This window comes from Actinoplanes sp. NPDC026623 (assembly GCF_040638275.1).
Lineage (GTDB): Bacteria > Actinomycetota > Actinomycetes > Mycobacteriales > Micromonosporaceae > Actinoplanes.
The window spans coordinates 83,348-103,280 of the sequence record NZ_JBEZXZ010000006.1; the positions used below are offsets into that span (position 1 = coordinate 83,348).

Annotated in this window: 16 protein-coding genes; 9 read left to right on the forward strand and 7 right to left on the reverse strand. The window is 73.2% G+C overall.

What is annotated here, in order from left to right:
- Positions 1-4: 4 nt before the first annotated feature.
- From dxs to AB0F10_RS03425, 6 genes are all read left to right on the forward strand, one after another.
- The gene (dxs, locus tag AB0F10_RS03400) at positions 5-1,936 is read left to right on the forward strand and encodes a 1-deoxy-D-xylulose-5-phosphate synthase (protein ID WP_360620190.1); all 1,932 of its coding nucleotides are present in this window, start codon (positions 5-7) and stop codon (positions 1,934-1,936) included.
- 43 nt (positions 1,937-1,979) lie between these two features.
- Positions 1,980-3,299 (forward strand): PQQ-binding-like beta-propeller repeat protein, encoded by a 1,320-nt coding sequence (locus tag AB0F10_RS03405; protein ID WP_360620191.1) that lies wholly within the window; start codon positions 1,980-1,982, stop codon positions 3,297-3,299.
- Between the two features lie 2 nt (positions 3,300-3,301).
- Positions 3,302-4,624, forward strand: coding sequence for a PQQ-binding-like beta-propeller repeat protein (locus AB0F10_RS03410; RefSeq protein ID WP_360620192.1), 1,323 nt, complete (start codon positions 3,302-3,304; stop codon positions 4,622-4,624).
- A gap of 37 nt (positions 4,625-4,661) precedes the next feature.
- Positions 4,662-5,978, forward strand: coding sequence for a hypothetical protein (locus AB0F10_RS03415; RefSeq protein ID WP_360620193.1), 1,317 nt, complete (start codon positions 4,662-4,664; stop codon positions 5,976-5,978).
- Positions 5,979-6,064: 86 nt separating this feature from the next.
- Positions 6,065-6,757, forward strand: coding sequence for a response regulator transcription factor (locus tag AB0F10_RS03420; protein ID WP_360620194.1), 693 nt, complete (start codon positions 6,065-6,067; stop codon positions 6,755-6,757).
- Complete coding sequence (locus AB0F10_RS03425) at positions 6,754-7,983, forward strand: HAMP domain-containing sensor histidine kinase (RefSeq protein WP_360620195.1); 1,230 nt, start codon at positions 6,754-6,756, stop codon at positions 7,981-7,983. The genes AB0F10_RS03420 and AB0F10_RS03425 overlap by 4 nt, the downstream gene beginning before the upstream one ends.
- Positions 7,984-8,027: 44 nt before the next feature.
- Here the strand turns inward: AB0F10_RS03425 and AB0F10_RS03430 are convergent, their stop codons facing one another.
- The 6 genes from AB0F10_RS03430 to AB0F10_RS03455 all read right to left on the reverse strand — a co-directional run bounded on the left by AB0F10_RS03430 (position 8,028) and on the right by AB0F10_RS03455 (position 16,261).
- On the reverse strand, positions 8,028-8,954 hold the full coding sequence (locus tag AB0F10_RS03430) for a DUF2637 domain-containing protein (RefSeq protein ID WP_360620196.1): 927 nt from the start codon (positions 8,952-8,954) through the stop codon (positions 8,028-8,030).
- Between the two features lie 167 nt (positions 8,955-9,121).
- The gene (locus AB0F10_RS03435; RefSeq protein ID WP_360620197.1) at positions 9,122-10,207 is read right to left on the reverse strand and encodes a hypothetical protein; all 1,086 of its coding nucleotides are present in this window, start codon (positions 10,205-10,207) and stop codon (positions 9,122-9,124) included.
- Between the two features lie 237 nt (positions 10,208-10,444).
- Complete coding sequence (locus AB0F10_RS03440; RefSeq protein WP_360620198.1) at positions 10,445-11,272, reverse strand: hypothetical protein; 828 nt, start codon at positions 11,270-11,272, stop codon at positions 10,445-10,447.
- Positions 11,273-11,418: 146 nt separating this feature from the next.
- The gene (locus AB0F10_RS03445; RefSeq protein WP_360620213.1) at positions 11,419-13,479 is read right to left on the reverse strand and encodes a 3-hydroxyacyl-CoA dehydrogenase NAD-binding domain-containing protein; all 2,061 of its coding nucleotides are present in this window, start codon (positions 13,477-13,479) and stop codon (positions 11,419-11,421) included.
- A gap of 5 nt (positions 13,480-13,484) precedes the next feature.
- Positions 13,485-14,681, reverse strand: a complete 1,197-nt coding sequence (locus AB0F10_RS03450) for a thiolase family protein (RefSeq protein ID WP_360620199.1) — start codon at positions 14,679-14,681, stop codon at positions 13,485-13,487.
- A 260-nt stretch (positions 14,682-14,941) separates the two neighbouring features.
- The gene (locus tag AB0F10_RS03455; RefSeq protein ID WP_360620200.1) at positions 14,942-16,261 is read right to left on the reverse strand and encodes a ribonuclease D; all 1,320 of its coding nucleotides are present in this window, start codon (positions 16,259-16,261) and stop codon (positions 14,942-14,944) included.
- A gap of 188 nt (positions 16,262-16,449) precedes the next feature.
- On the opposite strand from AB0F10_RS03455, the gene AB0F10_RS03460 reads away from it, so the two are divergent.
- Positions 16,450-17,448: a S1C family serine protease gene (locus AB0F10_RS03460; protein WP_360620201.1), complete on the forward strand. Its 999-nt coding sequence runs from the start codon at positions 16,450-16,452 to the stop codon at positions 17,446-17,448.
- Here the strand turns inward: AB0F10_RS03460 and AB0F10_RS03465 are convergent, their stop codons facing one another.
- Positions 17,449-18,033, reverse strand: a complete 585-nt coding sequence (locus AB0F10_RS03465) for a DUF3000 domain-containing protein (protein WP_360620202.1) — start codon at positions 18,031-18,033, stop codon at positions 17,449-17,451. It abuts the gene before it with no gap.
- An 86-nt stretch (positions 18,034-18,119) separates the two neighbouring features.
- Between AB0F10_RS03465 and hemE the strand changes: the two genes are divergently transcribed.
- Positions 18,120-19,148, forward strand: a complete 1,029-nt coding sequence (gene hemE / locus AB0F10_RS03470) for a uroporphyrinogen decarboxylase (RefSeq protein WP_360620203.1) — start codon at positions 18,120-18,122, stop codon at positions 19,146-19,148.
- Between the two features lie 79 nt (positions 19,149-19,227).
- On the forward strand, positions 19,228-19,933 hold a 706-nt coding region (gene hemG / locus AB0F10_RS03475), incomplete at its 3' end, for a protoporphyrinogen oxidase (protein ID WP_360620204.1).

The following is a 19,933-nucleotide window of genomic DNA, read 5'->3' on the forward strand; positions in this document are numbered from 1 at the left end:
CCTCATGAGCGAGCGCAGTGATCAGACGACGGCCGGCATCCTCCCGGGCATCACGACTCCCGGCGATCTCAAGAGCCTCGGTCCTGATCAGCTCACCCTGCTCGCCGCCGAGATCCGTGACTTCCTGGTCGCCAAGGTGTCCCGCACCGGCGGCCACCTCGGCCCCAACCTCGGCGTCGTGGAGACGACCCTCGCCATGCACCGGGTCTTCGACTCGCCGCGTGACCGGATCCTCTTCGACACCGGCCACCAGGCCTACGTGCACAAGATCGTGACCGGCCGGCAGGACGGATTCGACCGGCTGCGCCAGCGCGGCGGGCTCTCCGGATATCCGAGCCAGGCCGAGAGCGAGCACGACCTGATCGAGAACTCGCACGCCTCCACCGCCCTGTCCTACGCGGACGGCATCTCCAAGGCCTTCGCGCTGCGCGGCGAGGACCGGCACGTGGTCGCGGTCGTCGGCGACGGCGCGCTGACCGGCGGCATGTGCTGGGAGGCGCTCAACAACATCGCGTCCGCGAAGAACCGCCTGGTCATCGTCGTCAACGACAACGGCCGGTCCTACGCGCCGACCATCGGCGGCCTGGCCGACCACCTCTCCACGCTGCGCCTCAACCCCGGCTACGAGCGCGTCCTCGACCTGGTCAAGGACGCCCTCGGCTCGACGCCGGTGGTCGGCAAGCCGGTCTACGAGGTGCTGCACGCGGTCAAGAAGGGTATCAAGGACGCGGTCAGCCCGCAGCCGATGTTCGAGGACCTGGGCATCAAATACATCGGCCCGGTCGACGGGCACGACATCCAGGCCATGGAGTCCGCGCTGCGCCGGGCCAAGGGCTTCAACGCTCCCGTCATCGTGCACGCGGTGACCCGCAAGGGCTACGGCTACCGGCCCGCCGAGGACGACGAGGCGGACTGCCTGCACGGCCCCAGCAGCGCGTTCAGCATCGAGACCGGCAAGCTGCTCGCCGCGCCGAGCGTCAAGTGGACCCACGTCTTCGCCGACGAACTCGTCGCGATCGCCGACGACCGGCCCGACGTCGTCGGCATCACCGCCGCGATGGCCGAGCCGACCGGCATCGCCGCGCTGCAGAAGAAATACCCGGAGCGCACCTACGACGTCGGCATCGCCGAGCAGCACGCCATCACCTCGGCGGCCGGCCTGGCGATGGGCGGCCTGCACCCGGTCGTCGCGGTTTATGCCACCTTCCTCAACCGCGCGTTCGACCAGGTCCTGCTCGACGTGGCGATGCACGGGCTGCCGCTGACGATCGTGCTCGACCGGGCCGGCATCACCGGGCCCGACGGCCCGAGCCACTACGGCATCTGGGACATGAGCGTCTTCGGCGCGGTGCCGGGCCTGCGGATCGCCGCGCCGCGCGACGCCGCCACCCTGCGGGAGGAGTTGCGCGAGGCGGTCGCCGTCGACGACGGCCCGACCATCGTGCGCTTCCCGACCGGTTCGGTCGCCGCGGACCTGCCGGCGCTGCGCCGGGTCGGCCCGGTCGACGTGCTGCGCGAGGACGACCGCAAGGACATCCTGCTGGTCGCGGTCGGTGCCTTCGCCAAGCTGGGCATGGAGGTGGCGGACCGGGTCGCCGAGCAGGGCTACGGCGTGACCGTCGTCGACCCGCGCTGGGTGCGCCCGGTCCCGATCGAGCTCGCCGCGCTGAGCCGGGGGCACCGCCTCGTGGTGACCCTCGAGGACGGCATCCGGGCCGGTGGCGTCGGCGACGCGGTGGCGAGCGCCCTGCGCGACGCCGGAGTGCCCGTTCCGCTGCGCGACTTCGGGGTTCCGGCCGGCTTCCACCCGCACGGCACCCGGGCCGAGATCCTCACCGCGCTCGGCCTCACGGCCCAGGACATCGCCCGCGAGGTGACGGAGTGGGTCTCCCAGCTGGAGGACCCGGCCGCCGCGGAGCGCCAGCCGCAGGGCTGATGGTCAACGAGCCGTTTCGTTATCCATCCGTTACCTTTGGGGGATGGCGGCGGAGACGTTCGGCGGTGCGACTGTAGTCATCGACCTCGGTCTGGCCCGGGGCGAACCCGACGAATACGTCCGGCCCGTGCGCTCCACGATGCCGGACTGGTTCGCCCCGATGATCCTCGCCGTCATCGTGCTGCTCTCGTCCGCGGCGTCGGCCGCGCCGCCGCCGCCGGCCCTGTCGCACGTGCTCACCATGAGCGTCGGGCCCGGTGACCCCTACACGCTGACCGAGGGCGGCGACCTGCTCGCGCAGACCTACGGCCGGATCAGCGCGTACTCGCTCGGCGACGGCCGGCTGAAGTGGGAGGCCGGGTCGGCGTCGCCCACGTACCGGCTGCGCACCGGCGGGGGGCTGGTGCTGTTGCGCCCGTGGAGCGCCGACCGCGCCGACCCCGGCACCACAGCCATCTCCCTCAACAGCGGCGCGGCGCAGTGGCGGCGCTCGGGCAGCATCGTCACGATCGCGGGCTCGAGCACCCTGCTCGCCGTCACCGGCGTCCGCAGCATGTCCGGCTCCGGCCGCCGGGTGCAGGGACCCGTCGACGCCATCGACCCGGTCAGCGGTACCACCCGCTGGCAGGTCGACGTCCCCTCGACCGCGGTGCTGCTCGGCGTCCCGGGCCCGGCCGGGCAGCGGACCCGGATGCTGCTCGTGCACGACGACCGCACCGCCGCCGTGCACGACCTGGGCACCGGCGCGTTGCTCGCCAGCGCCTCGATGCCGCCCGCCGACTACGGCCCGGACAACCCGGTGGTCTCCGGCGGCCTCCTGCTGCTGCGTCACCCGACGACCGACGGCCGGATGGTCAGCGCCTTCGACCCGGTGACCCTCGAGCTGCGCTGGAGCCGGCCGGCCGGCCTCGCCTTCGGCGTGACCCCGTGCGGGGACCTCGCCTGCTTCACCGGCCCCGACGGGGTACGCGCCGTGGAGCCGTCCAGCGGCGCACAGCGCTGGTTCAAGTCCGGGTGGCGCAGCGTCGACGTGCGCAACGGGATGGTCGTCGCGTACGGGACGGCGGCCGGCGAGACCGACCCCGTCGGCGTGATCGACCCGGCGACCGGTGCGGTGCTGACCGGCCTGCACGGCTGGCGGCCCGTGCCGGCGCCCGGCGGCGGCGACCGGATGCTCGTGACCAGGCTGGTCGACGGGAGTACCCGTACCATGGTCGCCGTCGTCGGTCCCGGCGACGCGCGACCCGAGTTGCTGGCCGACCTGCCCGCGGGCACCGGCGACTGTCAGGCCGCGCCCAGCCGGCTGGTCTGCCGCTCCACCTCCGGCGAACTGATCGTCTGGGCGTATCGACAGAGGGGCTGAGCGTGGCGCTGATCGAGCTGAGCACGGAGTCCCCGATTCCGCCCGCAGCCGCTGCCCCGCCGCCCGCCTACTTCTACCGCCGCTTCGGTCTCGCGCTCGCCGCCCTGCTGGTGCTGGCCCTCGGCGGGGCCGCGCCGGTCTCGTCGGTGCTCTGGTGGCGCATCGGCGCGGTGCCCGCCTCGCCCAGCGGGGACTTCCAGGTGACCGGCGGCCGGATCTACACCATGGACCTCGACGCGGACCCGCGCGTGCTCACGGCCTGGCAGGCCGACCCGGTCCGCCGGCTCTGGAGCATCGAGGCCGGCGGCGACGAGGACCCGTTCTTCGTCGGGGGCGGGACCGCCGACCTGGTCCTGGTCCGGGAGGGGCGCGCCGTCACGGTGCGCGACTCGAGCACCGGGGCCGTCCGGTGGGCCTCGGCAGTCGGGGTGCAGCAGCTCACCGACACCATCGGCCTGATCCGGCAGGAGAACTTCCCGCCCGGCACCGAGTACGACCCGGACTCCGGCGATCCCGGCCGGCTCTACGGACTGAACGGCTCCGCGCTGCACACCGAGCCGGCGCTCAGCACGGAACTGCGCGGCGTCGACCTCGCCAGCGGCCGCCGGATCTGGTCCTTCACGGTGCCCGGCTCGGTGTTCACCGCGGAGCCGGTCACCCCGGGGTCCGGCCTGCTGCTGCTCACGACGCGGAAGCTGGCACTGCTGTCGCCGGAGACCGGCGCGGTCCTGCGCGAGCGGCCGGTGCCGCGGTTCGGCGGCCCGGATCCGGCCCGGGGCGACATCGTCGACGGCATGGTGCTTGTCAACTACGGTCCCTTCGGAACGGGCGGCCGGGTCGTCGCGTACGACCTGGGCACCCTCGCCGAGCGCTGGCGGCGCGAACAGCCGGATCCGGCCGGCAACTCCGCCAACTGCTACGGGCCGATCTGCATGGTGAGCCGCGACGAGGTGACCGTGCTCGACCCCCGTACGGGTGCGGACCGCTGGCGGGAGACGGACTCCGACCTCCTGTGGTTCGGCCCGGCCGCGGCGCTCGAGGTGCAGAACCTGTCCGCGCCGCTGCGCACCGTCAGCCTCGACACCGGGGCGACCCGGGCCGACCTGGCCGGGTGGAGCCATTACCACGCGGTCTACGGCCGCGCCGCCTACATCCTGAGGCGCCCGGAGCAGGACGGCAACGGCTTCGGCCTGCTGCTGCCGGGCCGGACCGCGGTGCAGCCGCTCGGCCGGCTGCCCGGCGTCGTCGAGCAGTGCCAGCCCGCCCCGACCTTCCTCGCCTGTCAGGCGGGCGACCACCTCGAGGTGTGGGGCTACCGCGGCTGATCCGCCGATCATCGTCGGCCCGGCGCACAATGACGGCGTGGGTGACGTCCTGATCGACCTGGGTGAGCAGCACGGGCGGCTGCCGGACGTCGCCGCGCCGGGCGCACGCCGGCACCGCTTCCGGGCCGCCCTCGCCGCCCTCGCCGCCGCCCTGTTGATCTCTCTCTCCGGGGCGGCGGCGCTACCCGCACCCGCCGCGCCGGTCATCGTGCCCGCCCGGCTCGGCGACACCATGTTCGTCGAGCAGAACCGCCTGTACCTGGTCGGCGCCGGCCCGGAGCTGAACGACCCCACGGTGAACAACAGGATCGTCAGCATGTACGCGCTGCCCACCGGCCGGCTGCTGTCGCGCACCACCGTCGCCGTCACCGGCGCGGTCTTCCAGGCCACGTCGGCGGGGGACACGGTCCTGGTCTCGTATCAGGTCGACACCGTCGGCGCGGAGGCCACCGTGGCGCTGGCGGCCGGCACCGACCGGGCCCTCTGGCGGGCGCCGGCCCGGCTGCTCAGCGTCTCGTCGCGGGAGGGCCTGGTCCTGCTGCGGGAAAACCGCCCGAACCTCGGCGAAATGCACTGGTTCGGCGTCGACCTGGCCACCGGGCGGCCGCGGTGGACGTTCGAGCAGCCGGTGCAGGGCTACACGACCGAGGCCGGCTACGACGACGCCGGCTTCCCGCACCGGCTCATCACCGCCACCACGGCCGGGCACATCGAGGTCCGCGACACCGCCTCCGGCGCCCTGGTCACCGCGGCCGACGTGCCCGCGCCGGCAGGGTGGTCGCGGCGCGGCGTCAGCGTCTGGCCGGTCGGCGACCTCATGCTGGTCGGCGGCGCCGGCGGGACGACCGCGTACGCGCTTGCCGACCTCGGCCGGCGCTGGAGCAACGACGTCGACCTGTCCGGCCGCTGGGTTCAGGACTGCGCCGCCATCTGCGTGTTCGGGTACCGCGGCGGCGTACAGGTGCTCGACCCGGTCACCGGGCGGGTGCGCTGGTCCGCCGACCGCTGGACCGCGGCCGAGCGGGCCGGCGGATACCTGCTGGTCAACGGCAACAAGGGGCTCGAGGGGAGCTACCCGCTCGCGGTCGTCGAGCCGGAGACCGGTGCGCTGCACGGCGACTTCGGCGAGTGGCGCACGGCCGGCACGGTCCGCGCCGACGGCACCGTCGTCGGCCTGCGCCAGCGGATCGGCGACGACGTGGTCTTCTACGCGCTGCTGAACCCCGGGACGCTGACCGCGCGGTTGCTGGGCGAGGCCACCTACGTCTCCGGCGACTGCCGGCCCACGACCGACGTGCTCGTCTGCCGGCGCCTCGATGCGTCCGTCGCGATCTGGCCACTGACCGAGTCGTGACCGACAGGTAGCCTGCGCTTACGGCCTCTTCACACACTGGCGGGGAGGCTTGGCGGCGAACTGACTTTGACTCGGAGGACCCGCGGGTGCGCGTGCTGGTGGTGGAAGACGAGCGGAACCTCTGCGATGCGATCGCTCGGGGGCTGCGTCGCAAGGGGATGGCGGTCGACGTTGCGTACGACGGCCTGACCGGCCACGAGATGGCGTATGTGACGCGTTACGACGTCGTCGTGCTGGACCGGGACCTTCCCGGCATGCACGGCGACGAGATCTGCGGGGCGCTCGTCGCCTCGGGGGCGCTGACCCGGGTGCTGATGCTGACGGCCAGCGTCACCGTCGCGGAGCGCGTCGAGGGCCTGCAACTCGGCGCCGACGACTACCTGCCGAAGCCGTTCGCCTTCGAGGAACTGGTGGCCCGGGTCATGGCACTGGGCCGCCGTGCCACCCCGGCGGCGCCGCCGGTGCTGACCGTCGGCAACCTGATCCTCGACCAGGCGCGCCGGGTGGTGACCCGCGGCGGCGTGCCGATCGACCTGACCAACAAGGAGTTCGGCGTCCTCGAGGAGCTCCTCAAGGCCCGCGGCGGCGTGGTGTCCAGCGAGGAGCTGCTCGAGCGGGTCTGGGACGCCAACACCGACCCGTTCACGACGACGGTCCGGGTGACGGTGATGACGTTGCGCAAGAAGGTGGGTGATCCACCGCTCATCGAGACGGTGGTCGGCGCGGGCTACCGCGTGCCCGAACCGGTCGTCGTCGTGCCCGCGGGTGGCGGCGCGTGACCGTCTACGCGCCCCGGCGCGAACGGCTGCGGCTGCGCCCCACGCTCCGGCTGCGGCTCACCCTGCTCAACGGCATCCTGCTGGTCGGTGCGGGCGCCATCCTGGTGCTGCTGGCCTGGCTCCTGGTCGGCGACGCCCTGCACCCGGCGGACGAGCTGCAGGCGGGCACCCAGGTGGTGCTCTCCGACGGCACCCGGCTCGACGCGCTGACCTGGCAGACCCAGCTGGTCGACCGCGCCTCGCGGGAGCTGCTGGTCAAGGGCCTGATCGCGCTCTTCGCCATCGGCCTGATCGGCATCGCGGGCGCCTACGCGGTGGCCGGCCGGGCGCTGCGCCCGCTGCACTTCGTCACGGCGACCGCGCGGCGCCTCGGCGAGGAGACGCTCGACCAGCGCATCCGCTACTCGGGCGCGGACGACGAGGTGGCGGAGCTGGCCGGCACCTTCGACGCGATGCTGGACCGGCTGGCCGGGGCGTTCGAGTCCCAGAAACGCTTCGTGGCCAACGCGTCGCACGAGCTGCGCACGCCGCTCGCGGTCATGCGCACCGAGATCGACGTGACGCTTACCGACGACGAGGCCGACGTCGCCGAGTACCGCCGCATGGCCAAGGTCGTGCGCAACGCCTCCGAACGCGCGAACGGCCTGGTCGACGCGCTGCTGGTGCTGGCGCGCAGCGAGGCCCAGTCCGGCCGCCGGCTGGTGCGCAAGGTCCCGGCGGACCTGGCGACCAGCGTCTACAACGCGCTGTCGGCGGTGAAGGCCGAGGCGGAACGGATGAAGCTCGAGGTGTCCACGGACCTGGGGGCGGCGCCGGTGGTCGGCGACCCGAGCCTCCTGGACCGGCTGGCCGGCAACCTGATCGAGAACGCGATCCGCTACAACCACCTGATGGGCCGGCTCTGGCTGCGCACCGAGAACGCGGACGGCCAGGCCCGGCTGGTGGTGGGCAACACCGGCTACGAGGTCGACCCGGCCGACGTGCCGGGCCTGTTCGAGCCGTTCCGCCGCGGCGGCTGGGAGCGGACCGGGTCGCGGGGGTCGGGGCTGGGCCTGTCGATCGTGCGCGCGGTCTGCGACGCGCACGGCGGGACGGTGTCGGCGGTCGCGCAGGACGGCGGCGGCCTGGAGGTCACGGTGAGCCTGCCGGCGGCGGACAAGACGCCGGTGGTGGCGGCGACGGCTACGGTGCCCCGCGCCAAAGGACTCGGCATCGCCCCCGGCTGACGCGGACCCGGTTGACCCCGGCCGGTCCCGGGCCGGACGGTTTCTCAGGCCGCCAGGCGGAGGTCGTTGGTGTGGCCCGCCTCGCGGCGGATCGTGCGCCAGCGGGAGGCGCTGATGCCCAGCTCAGCCGCAAGCTCGGCCTCGGTGATCTCCGGGCGGCGGGATTTGATCTCCGCCGCGGCCTCGATCGTCTCGGCGGGGGTCCGCCGGGTCTTGGCGGCGGGCTTGGCGGCGCCGCTCGCCGGTGCCCGGCCCTTGGGCGTCTTGGCGCCCGTCGCGCCCGCGGCCACCCGGCCGGGTCCGGCCTGCCGCGGGGTCTGCCGCGTGACCTGTGCCGGTGCGGCGACGCGGGCGGTCTGGCGGGTCAGCGTCGGCGCGAAGGCGGACACCTCGGCACCGCGGGTCTTGGGCAGGCCCGTCCGGGGAAGCTTGGCGGCGACCTCGGCCAGCGCGGCCGCCGTGGCGGGGTTGCGCCGGGTGCCGGAGGCCGCCGGCACCGGGACCAGGCCCGGCAGGTCGGCGGGGGAGGAGTGCCGCGCCGGGGCGTCGGCCTTCGCCGCGGCGATCCGCTCGGCCTCCAGCGACGAGATCCGGCCGCCGAGCTCGACCAGGCAGATGCTCGCGACCACGATCAGCCCGTCGACCGACAGCGGTAGCAGGAACGGCGACGCGCCCGTCTCGCCGTAGCGGGCGGCCACGCCGGCCATGTGCCAGTAGGAGACCCACGCCGCGATGCCCGCGATGGTCGCGGTCGCCAGCAGGCGGGCGAAGGCCAGGGAGCGGCGGTGCACCGGGACTCTCGAGATCAGCTCGACCGTGAGCAGCAGGGCGAGCGGCGGCCAGGCGGCGATGGCCTGGCTGATCGGGTTGTCCTGGGCGTGCAGGATGTTGGCGACCACGGAGGCCGCGACGCCCAGGACGAGGGTCGCTCGCACGGCCCAGCGGACGCGGCGAAGTTGCGGGAGTAACACCGGACGCTCCTCTGCCAGTCGAAGTCGTAGCCCGGGCCCCGGAGGGGACCCGGCGAACCATCCTGTCGGGTTGATGTTTCGTTACGGCATCGGTGTGGCGATCATCGCGGACCGCGTCGCGTTCGTATCGGGAGCGATGCGAACGTGTGACGCGGTCGCGCGGCGCGTCAGTTTGACTTCTTTTCGACCTGTGATCTGATCTTGGGAAGCTCGCCCTTGGCCTTGCTCATCGACTTGAAGTACCAGATCACCCAGCCGATGCTGCCCTTGTCGGCCCAGGCGCACAGGATCAGCGGCGCACCGCCGGCCTTGCCCTTGCCGCACTTGGCCGCGCCGCCGAGCCGTCCCGGATCGGCATTGGTGATGCCGGTCAGCTTCAGCTCGTCGAGGCCCGAGTCGGCGAACGAGGCGTCCATGGCGCTCCGCGGGTCGTCGATCGGGGCCGCGGCGGCCGCTACGACGACGATGTCCCGCTTCGCCAGGTTGCCGTAGATGGCGGCGACCGTCTGCGTGGCGCCCTCGACGTTGGCGGGGCCCTGCCGCAGTTGCTCCTCCGCGGCCGCGAACTGCGGGTCGGTCAGCTTGCGCCGGCCACCCAGCGTCTTCGGCGCCACAACGGTGATCGTGGACGACGGCTCGGCGGTCGCGGTCGTGGTGGCGGTTCCGGTCCTGGGGGCGGTCGGTGTGGGTGTCGCAGGCGCGCCCGCGACGCCGGCGGCGTTGTTGCGGCCGATGAGGTAGAGGACCGCGGTGCCGCCGACGCAGAGCACCAGCACGACGGCGATCGACAGCAGGGCGATCGGCAGCACCCTGGACTTCGCCTTCGGCGCGGGCGGGAAGCCGGGCTGGCCGTAACCGGGCTGGTCATACCCGGGCTGGGCGTAACCGGGCTGGTCATACCCGGGCTGGGCGTAACCGGGCTGGCCTTGCCCGGGCTGGGGGTAGCCGGGCTGGGGATAGCCAGGCTGGGGGTAGTCAGCCGCCGGCTGCTGGTACGACGGCTGCTGCGGCGGCAAGCCGGGCTGCGGCGGGATGGATGTCGGCACGTCCGGGTTCGGCAGGCCCTGATAGGGGTGGCCCGGCTGGGCCGGATAGGGCTGGGTCGGCGGATAGTCCGGCCGGCCGGCGCCCGGCTGTCCGGGGTATGGCTGGGTCGGCGGCTGCTGCTCGGGATAAGGCTGGTTCGGCGGCTGCTCGGGGTAAGGCTGGTTCGGCGGCTGCTCGGGGTGGGGCTGGTTCGGCGGCTGCGACATCAAGGCTCCATCGATCGGGCAACGGCAGGGGGACCTGCCCCGGCGGCGCGTGCGGACACGCCGGACAGGACACCGTCATCCGACCTTCGTCGCGCGCGACGGGAAGCCCGGCGCCCGGCGACGACTCGATCGGGTGGGACCGACCCTAAGCCGCCGCCGCCCGCCGTGGCATCCGCGTTTCCGCGAGCCGCGCCACGGCGCGCCGAACGGCGCGGCCGGGCGGGCTCGCGGCACGGGTCAGGACTTGTGCTCGATCTCGCCGCGCATCGCGACGAATTCCTTCTCGAGGTCGGCCTTCTTCTTGAACATCATCGTGATCATGCCGGCGCTGCCGTTGTCGGACCAGACGCAGACCGCCATCGGCACGCCGGCTGTCTCGCTGTCGCCGCACTTGGCGATGCCGCCGAGCGGGCCCGGCTCGGTGTCGGTCATGGCGTTCATCTTGATGCCGCCCGCGCCGAGGCCGGAGGTGAACTCGTCGAAGCGGTCCTGTGCGGAGCCGTTGATCGAGGACGCGGCGACGACCATGATGAGGTCCTTGTCCGCCGGGTCGCCGTAGACCGCGACGACCGAACCGGTGGCGCCCGGAATCTGGCTGTCCAGGCCGTCCAGGCTGCTCTGCAGGCCCTCGTTGGCGGTCTTGGAGCGGCCGCCCAGCGTCTCCGGCTCCACCACGGTGATCTTGGTGGCGTCGACCACCTCGTTGATCTTGTCCTTGGCGGCGAAGACGGCGACCGCGATGCCGGCCACGCAGAGCAGCGCGACGACGCCGACCACGATGAGCACGATCTTCAGCGCCGACGACTTCTTCTTGACCGGGGGCGCGCCGTACTGCGGGGCTCCGGCACCGGGCGGCGGATATGCGCCCGGGGCACCCGGCTGGTACGAGGGCTGGCCGGGCGGCGGGAATCCGCCCTGGTCGGCGGGCGGCGGGTAGGAAGGCTGCCCGGGCGGCGGGTAGGAGGGCTGCCCGGGCGGCGGGTAGCCGGGGGCCGCCGGCGGCTGGTAGCCACCCTCGGATCCGGGCTCGCCGGGGGTCGGTGGCTGGTATGGCGGCTGAGACATGGAAGCTCCAGAGCTAAAGACGTCGGCCGCCGGAGCCTACCCGGGCGTCCCATGACGTCGCGTACCCGTCACTCTTGCAACGGAGTGGCCGTAAAGACCATCGTCCCCGCGCCGAGACGGGCGCGGGGACGATGTGCCGAGTTACTTCAGGCGGGAATGCTGGCCACGCCCCGCGGCAGGAACCGCTTGCCGGTGACCCGCTCCGAGGTGCCGCTGCGGTCCAGGTACGGCGTCACGCCGCCCAGGTGGAACGGCCAGCCGGCCCCGAGGATCATGCACAGGTCGATGTCCTGCGCCTCGGCGACGACGCCCTCGTCCAGCATCAGCCGGATCTCCTGCGCCAGCGCGTCGAGCGCCTTCTGGCGTACCTCTTCGGCGGTCAGCGGGGCGGAACCGCCCTCGACCAGCTTGACCACCTCGGGGTTGATCTCGTCGTCGACCATGAGCGGCAGGCCGGCGTCGACGATCTTCTTGAGGTTGGGGCTGTCGCCGAAGCGGTCCGGGAACGCCGCGTGCAGCGTTCCGCCCACGTGGTAGGCCACCGCGGGCCCGACCAGCTGGAGCAGCGCGATCGGCCGCATCGGCAGGCCCAGCGGGTCCAGCGCCGAGTCGACGATCGACAGCGGCGTGCCGGCGTCGATGGCGTTGAAGACCTCGCTGGTGAAGCGGGTCAGCAGCCGGTTGACCACGAACGCCGGGGCGTCCTTGACCAGCACCGACGACTTGCGCAGCTCCTTGCCGACCGCGAACGCCGTGGCCAGCGCCGCGTCGTCGGTCCGCTCGCCCTTGATGATCTCGAGCAGCGGCAGCACGGCGACCGGGTTGAAGAAGTGGAAGCCGACGACCCGCTCGGGGTGCTCGAGGTCGGCGGCCATCTCGGTCACCGACAGCGAGGAGGTGTTGGTCGCCAGGATCGCCTCGGGGGTGACGATCTTCTCGAGCTCGGCCCAGATCTGCTTCTTGAGCTCGAGGTTCTCGAAGACGGCCTCGATCACGAAGTCGGCGTCGGCGAAGACGGACTTGTCGACCGAGCCGCTGACCAGCCCGCGCAGCTTGGCGGCGGTGCCCTCGTCCATCCGGCCCCGGCCGACCATCTTGTCGATCTGGCCGCGCACGTAGTCGACGCCCTTGTCGACCCGGGTCTGGTCCAGGTCGGTCATGACGACCGGCACCTGCAGGCGGCGGGCGAAGAGCAGGGCGAGCTGGGAGGCCATCAGGCCGGCGCCGATGATGCCGACCTTGGTGACCTTCCGGGCCAGCGACTTGTCCGGCACGCCGACCGGCCGCTTCGCGCGGCGCTGCACGAGGTCGAACGCGTACAGGCTGGCGCGGGACTCGTCGCCCATGATCAGGTCGGCGAGCGCCTGGGTCTCGGCGGCGGTGCCGTCGGCGAAGGACGCGTCCTTGGCCAGGGCGAGCAGCTCGAGGGCCTTGTTGGCCGACGGGACCGCGCCGTGCAGCCGCTCGTCGAGCTGCTGCTTGACGAAGAAGAGCACGCCCTCCCACATGTCCTTGTCGACCTCGGGCCGGGTGACCGCGATCTCGCCCTTGACGACGCCGGCGGCCCACTCGAGCGAGTGCTCGAGGAAGTCGGCCGCCTCGAAGAGGACGTCGGCGAGGCCGAGCTCGGCGGCCTGCTTCGGCCGGAGCACCTTCTGGGTCAGCGGGTTCTGCAGGATGACCTGCGCCGCACCCGGCACGCCGATGAGGTTGGGCAGCAGCTGGCTGCCGCCCCAGCCGGGCACCAGGCCGATCGCGACCTCGGGCAGGCCGAGTGCCGCCGCGCCGCTGGAGACCGTGCGGTAGTGGCAGTGCAGTGCGGCCTCGAGGCCGCCGCCGAGCGCCGCGCCGTTGATGAACGCGAACGTCGGGATGGCGGAGCTCTTGAGGCGGGCGAAGACCGAGTGGCCCAGCTCGCCGAGCGCGACGGCCTGGTCCCGCTCGGTGATGAACGGCATGCCGGTGATGTCGGCGCCGACGCAGAAGATGTAGGGCTTGCCGGTCAGCGCGATGAACGCCGGGTCGGCCTCGGTGGCCGTGGTGATGGCCTCGTCGAGCGAGCGCAGGCCGGCCGGGCCGAAGCTGTTCGGCTTCTTGTAGTCCAGGCCGTTGTCGAGGGTGATGACCGCGGCGGGCTTGTCCAGCCCGGGCACCCGGACCAGGCGGACGAGCGCCTTGGTCACGACCTCGTTCGGGTAGTCAGGCAGAGCCGTCACTTGTCCGCACCTTCCCAGTGGGGGTTCTCCCAGATGACCGTGCCGCCCATGCCGATGCCGATGCACATGGCGTTGATGCCGTACCGGACCTCGGGGTGCTCCTCGAAGTGCCGGGCCAGCTGGGTCATCAGCCGGACCCCGGAGCTGGCGAGGGGGTGACCGATGGCGATCGCGCCGCCCCACGGGTTCACCCGCGGGTCGTCGTCGGCGATGCCGTAGTGGTCGAGGAACGCGAGCACCTGGACGGCGAACGCCTCGTTCAGCTCGAACAGGCCGATGTCGTCGATGGTCAGGCCGGCGAGGCGCAGCGCCTTCTCGGTCGCCGGGATCGGGCCGTAGCCCATGATCTCCGGCTCGACGCCGACGAAGCTGTAGGAGACCAGCCGCATGGCGACCGGCAGGCCCAGCTCGCGGGCGGTGTCCTCGCTGGCCAGGATGGCGGCGGTGGCGCCGTCGTTGAGGCCGGCCGCGTTGCCCGCGGTGACCTTGCCGTGCGGGCGGAACGGCGTCTTGAGGGTGGCGAGCTTCTCCATCGACGTCGCGCGCGGCGCCTCGTCGACGGTGGCCAGGCCCCAGCCCTGCTCCGCGTTGCGGATCGCGACGGGCACCATGTCGGGCTGCAGCTTGCCGTTCGCGTACGCCTTCGCGGTCTTCTCCTGGGAGGCGAGACCGAACGCGTCGACGCGCTCCTTGGTGATGCCCGGCAGGCGGTCGTGCAGGTTTTCCGCGGTGGCGCCCATGACGAGCGCGGACGGGTCGACCAGCTTCTCGGCCAGGATCCGCGGGTTCGGGTCGACGCCCTCGCCCATCGGGTGCCGGCCCATGTGCTCGACCCCGCCGGCGATGGCGACGTCGTAGGCGCCCATGGCGATGCCGCCGGCGACGTTTGTCACCGCGGTCATGGCACCGGCGCACATCCGGTCGATGGCGTAGCCGGGAACGGTCTTCGGCAGGCCCGACAGCAGCGCGGCGGTCCGGCCGATGGTGAGGCCCTGGTCGCCGATCTGTGTGGTGGCGGCGATGGCGACCTCGTCCACCCGCTCGGGCGGCAGCTGCGGATTGCGGCGCATCAGCTCTCGGATGCAGCGGATCACCAGGTCGTCGGCGCGGGTCTCGGCATACATGCCGCCCGCCTTGCCGAACGGGGTGCGGACGCCGTCAACGAAGACGACCTCGCGGCTTACTCGGGGCACAACAAGCCTCCTTGCAGGCGAACCCAGGGAGTGAGAAGCCTGATGCTACTCGCCGGTAACTTTGTTGCCCAGTCGGGTGCAGGTCCTCGTTCTCACATCTTCGCGAAGTGCCCGGGCCGGCACCGCCGAATCGGGATGTCGTGCCTGGTGGCGAGCGTCGGGAGCGGCGCCGGCCGCCGGGTGTGATTCCCGGCTCAGGAAAAACGGGCGCGGCGCCCGGTCAACGATCTTGACCTGGCGCCGCGCCCGATGGGAAACCGTCAGTCGGCGGCGGGCTCCGGGAGGGCCGCAGCGATGTTCTCGGCGATCAGGCCGACCTGCCAGCTCCGGGCGCCGAACTCCTTCAGCGTGTCCGACACCGTCTGCGTGCTCGGCTCGGCCGGCGGGGACCAGGCCAGCCGCCGGATGAAGTCCGGGCTGATCAGGTTCTCCGGCGGGAGGTTGTGCGCCTCCGCCGTGCCGATCACCACCTGCCGGCAGCGCTGCAGCCGGGCCGCCGCGATCGGGTCGCGCTCCGCCCACCGGTGCGGCGGCGGCGGGCCGTCCACCGGCACGTTCACCGGCAACTCGTCGTCCGACAGCGCGCGGGCGCCGTCGAGGGCGTCCAGCCAGACCCGGGCCAGGCGGCGCACCGAGCGGCCGCCGAAGCCCGGCAGGGCCAGCAGGCTGCGCTCCTCCTTCGGGTCCAGCTCGGCCGCCGCGATGATGGCCGAATCCGGCAGGACCCGGCCCGGCGCCGAGTCGCGACGGGCCGCCACCGCGTCGCGGGCGTGCCAGAGGGCGCGGACCCGGGACTGGGCGCGGGCGCCGCGCACGCGGTGGATGCCCGACGTGCGGCGCCACGGGTCGGGGCGGGTGCGGGGCGGCCGGTCCGCGCTGGCCACCAGGGCCTCGAACTCCTCGGCCGCCCAGGCGGACTTGCCCTGCCGGTCCAGCTCCGCGGCGAGCAGGTCGCGCAGGTCGGTCAGCAGCTCGACGTCGAGCGCCGCGTACGTCAGCCAGGACTCCGGCAGGGGGCGGGTCGACCAGTCGGCGGCCGAGTGGTGCTTCTCCAGTGAGTAGCCCAGCAGCTGCTCGGTCAGCGCCGCGAGACCCACCCGCTCGAAGCCGGCCAGCCGCGCCGCCAGCTCCGTGTCGAAGAGCTTTCTCGGCTTCATGCCGACCTCGGCCAGGCAGGCCAGGTCCTGGCTCGCCGCGTGCAGCACCCATTCCGTGTCGGCCAGGGCCTCGTCCAGCAGGTGCAGGTCGTCCAGGGGCATCGGGTCGATCAGCACCGTGCCGCTGCCCGCCCGGCGCAGCTGCACCAGGTAGGCCCGCTGGGTGTATCGATAGCCGGAGGCGCGCTCGGCGTCCACCGCCACCGGGCCCGATCCCGCCGCCATACGGGCGACGATCTCGGCGAGCTCCTCGGCGGTCTCCACCGGCCTCGGTGTGCCCTCCCGGGGCGCGGTAAGGGGGATTGACGTGCGGGCAGGCTCGGGCTCGGGACCGCCAGACGTCAGGTCGGGCGGCACGGAGTGCGGTCCGTCCCCTGCTTGGTCCGGCGCGTCCCGACGGCGCAGGGGTGCTTCGTCGGTCACTCCGTAACCGTACGGGGGTACCGCCCCCCTGGCGCGCAGCCGGGTCCCGGCGCGTCGGCGCTCGATCCACTCGGCCGTTTCAATAAATCCACCTGGTTGTCGCAAGAAAGCCGTTCGGCGCCCGTCCGCTGACCCCTTTCCGTCCGTACTACCGGCCGGAGCGTCGATACCCGGGAGGCCCGCGCCGCATGACGACCGCCTACGACCCCTTCGGGGTGCCGGGCCCGCGCCGAGCACCGCGGGATCCCCTGCTGAGCCTGCCCGACCACCCCTCGGGCGAGTGGGCCACCGCTCCCCGCGCCGTGCCCCGGATCGGGCACCCGCGCCCGGCGCGCCGCGGCCCCGGGCCGCAGCTGGCCTCGCCGAACGGCACCGGGCCCTACCCGCTGGTCGCCGAGCCCGCGAGCGAGCCGGCCATGCTGGCCGGCCGCGGGCGTGGCCGGCTCGCCACGTTGCTGCTGGTCATCGCGCTGCTGGTGGTCGCGGGCTGGCAGGCATGGCGCCTCGAGCGGGTCGACCAGCGGCTGGCGGCCAGCACCGATCAGCTGGCGACCGCGATCGACCGCCAGGATCAGTTCGCCGACCGGGCCGAGAAGCTGGAGAAGCAGCTTGCCGGGGTCTTCGACCCCGAGGCCATCTCGCGTACGGTGCTGCCGAGCGTCTTCCGGGTCCGGGCCGGCAACTTCACCGGTACGGCGTTCTCGGTCGGCGACAAGGCCGCGGACGGCAAGGCGAACCTGCTGACCAACTTCCACGTGGTCGAGTCGGTGTGGGAGTCCGGCAACCGCAAGGTCTTCCTGGAGCGGGGCAAGGACGAGCTCTCCGCGACCATCGTCGAGGTCGACAAGGACAAGGACCTGGCGCTGCTGCGGACCAACCGCAGGATCGCCGGGCTGGACGCCGCGCGGGCCACCGTCAAGCCGGGCCAGCAGGTCGTGGTCGTCGGCGCCCCGCTGGGGCTGGAGGACACCGTGACCACCGGCGTCGTCAGCGCGTTCCGGCCCGACGACCCGGACGGGCCGTCGATCCAGTTCGACGCGCCCATCAACCCCGGCAATTCGGGCGGACCGGTGGTCAACAGCAAGGACGAGGTGATCGGGCTGGCCACGGCCAAGGCCCGTGACGCCGAGGGCATCGGCATCGCCATTCCGATCAAGACGGCCTGCGACGCCTTCAAGGTCTGCTAGCTAGCGCCGGCCCTGGTTCGCCGCCGTGTGCTGGCGGTTGCCGAGGGCCGTCACGCCCGGGGGCGGCAGGCCCGCCGTCGAGGAGAGCATCGCGCACCAGCCCTGCAGGTGCGCGCCCAGGTCGTCGGAGGTCGGCGTCCACGACGCGCGGATCTCCAGGTCGGCGGTCGGCGCCGGGCCGGCCAGCTCGCCGAAGCGGGTCGACGTGGTCTGTGTGATCGTCCCGCCGATCGCGGTGTATTCCGCCGCGTGCAGGTCGAGCCCGTCGGTGAGCCAGGTCCAGGCCACCGCGGGCAGCAGCGGGTCCCCGGCCATGTCGGATTCCAGCTCGGCCGTGATCAGCGTGACCAGCCGCAGGTTGCCCTGCCAGGCGTCGTGCCCGGCCGGGTCGTGCAGCAGGATCAGCCGGCCGCTCGCCACCTCCTCGCCCTCGCGCAGCACGGTCGCGCTCAGCGCGAAGCCGAACGGCGCCAGCCGCTGCGGGGCGGTGATCTCCTCGAGCAGGATCTCCTCGCGCGGTGCGGCGGCCCGCAACCCGGCGACGGCGCGGGTGAACGCCTCGGGCGCGGCGGAGGTGGGACCCATGGGACGAAGCCTATGCCGATCACCGCGATCCGGAGTCGCGCGGCGCGCCGCACGGCGCCGTTCACTCACGTGGCACGATGTCGCGAGTGACCAAGTCTCTCCACGATTCGGTGTTCGTCCGGGCCTGTCGCGGCCTGTCGGTGCCGCACGCGCCCGTCTGGTTCATGCGCCAGGCGGGTCGTTCACTGCCCGAGTATCGGAAGATCCGCGAGGGCGTCGGGATGCTGGAATCCTGTCGCCGTCCCGACCTGGTCACCGAGATCACCCTGCAACCGGTACGCCGGCACGGCGTCGACGCCGCGATCCTGTTCAGCGACATCGTGGTGCCGCTGGCCGCCGCGGGCGTCGACCTGGACATCGTCGCCGGCACCGGCCCGGTGGTGGCGGCGCCGATCCGCACCGCCGCGGACGTCGCCGGCCTGGGCCCGCTCGAGCCGGGCGCCGTGGGCTACGTCGACGAGGCCGTGCGGATGCTGCTGCCCGAGCTCGGCGAGATCCCGCTGATCGGCTTCGCCGGGGCGCCGTTCACGCTGGCCAGCTACCTGATCGAGGGCGGGCCGTCGCGGACCTACCTGAAGACCAAGGCGATGATGTACGGCGACCCGGACCTGTGGAACACGCTGTGTTCGCGGCTGGCCGACATCACGCTGGCGTTCCTGCGGGTGCAGGTGAACGCCGGGGTCAGCGCGATCCAGCTGTTCGACTCGTGGGCCGGTGCGCTGTCCGAGGCCGACTACCGCCGCTTCGTCCTGCCGCACTCGGCGCGGGTGATGGGTGGTCTCGCGGACGCCGGGGTGCCCCGGATCCACTTCGGCGTCGGCACCGGGGTCCTGCTCGAGGCGATGGGCGAGGCCGGCGCGGACGTCGTCGGTGTCGACTGGCGCACCCCGCTGGACCGGGCCACGAAGATCATCGGGCCGGACCGGGCCGTGCAGGGCAACCTGGACCCGGCGATCCTGTTCGCGCCGTGGGAGGTCGTCGAGCGGGAGGCCCGGCGGGTCGTCGCCGAGGGCCGCACGGCACCGGGCCACGTCTTCAACCTCGGACACGGCGTGCTGCCGGAGACCGACCCCGAGGTGCTGACCCGCCTGGTGGACGTCGTGCACAACTGCTGAACCGGGCGTACCGGTGACATCGACAACTGCCGCCGGGGCGCGATCCCGGCGGGCGCGGCGCGGCGATTAGGCTCGGCTCGTGGGGAAACGGGTGGCTGTGGTCGGCGGCGGAATCGCCGGGCTGGCCGCCGCCGTGCGGATTCGCCGGACGGCGCCCGCCGACACCGAGATCATCGTGTACGAGCAGTCCGGCCGCCTCGGCGGCAAGCTGCGCACCGGTGAGCTCGGCGGCATCGTCGTCGAGCGGGGCGCCGAGTCGTTCCTGGCCGGCGGGCCGGACGGCGGCGAGTCGGCGGCCGTGCGCTTCGTGCGGGCCGTCGGCCTCGGCGACCGCCTCGTGCACCCGTCCGGGGTTCCGGCGGCGCTCGCCATCGGCGGCCGCCTCGAGCCGCTGCCCAAGGGGACGCTCGTCGGCGTGCCGGGGGACCTGAGCACGCTGGGGTCGCTCGCCCGGGCGAAGGCCGGCGCCGACACCGATCGGGGCGGCCCGCTGCTGGCACCCGGCGCCGACGTCGCCGTCGGCGCCCTGGTCCGGGACCGCTACGGCGACGAGGTCGCCGACCGGCTGGTCGACCCGATGCTCGGCGGGGTCTACGCGGGCCGCGCCGACCGGCTCTCCCTCGCCGCCACCATGCCCGCGCTGGCCCGCACGGCCCGCACCGAGCACACCCTGGCCGGCGCCGTCCGTGCCGCACAGGCCGCGGCGGTCCGGGTGCCCGGCCGCCCGATCTTCGCCGCGGTCGACGGCGGCATGAGCGGCCTGATCACCCCCGCGGCGGACGCCG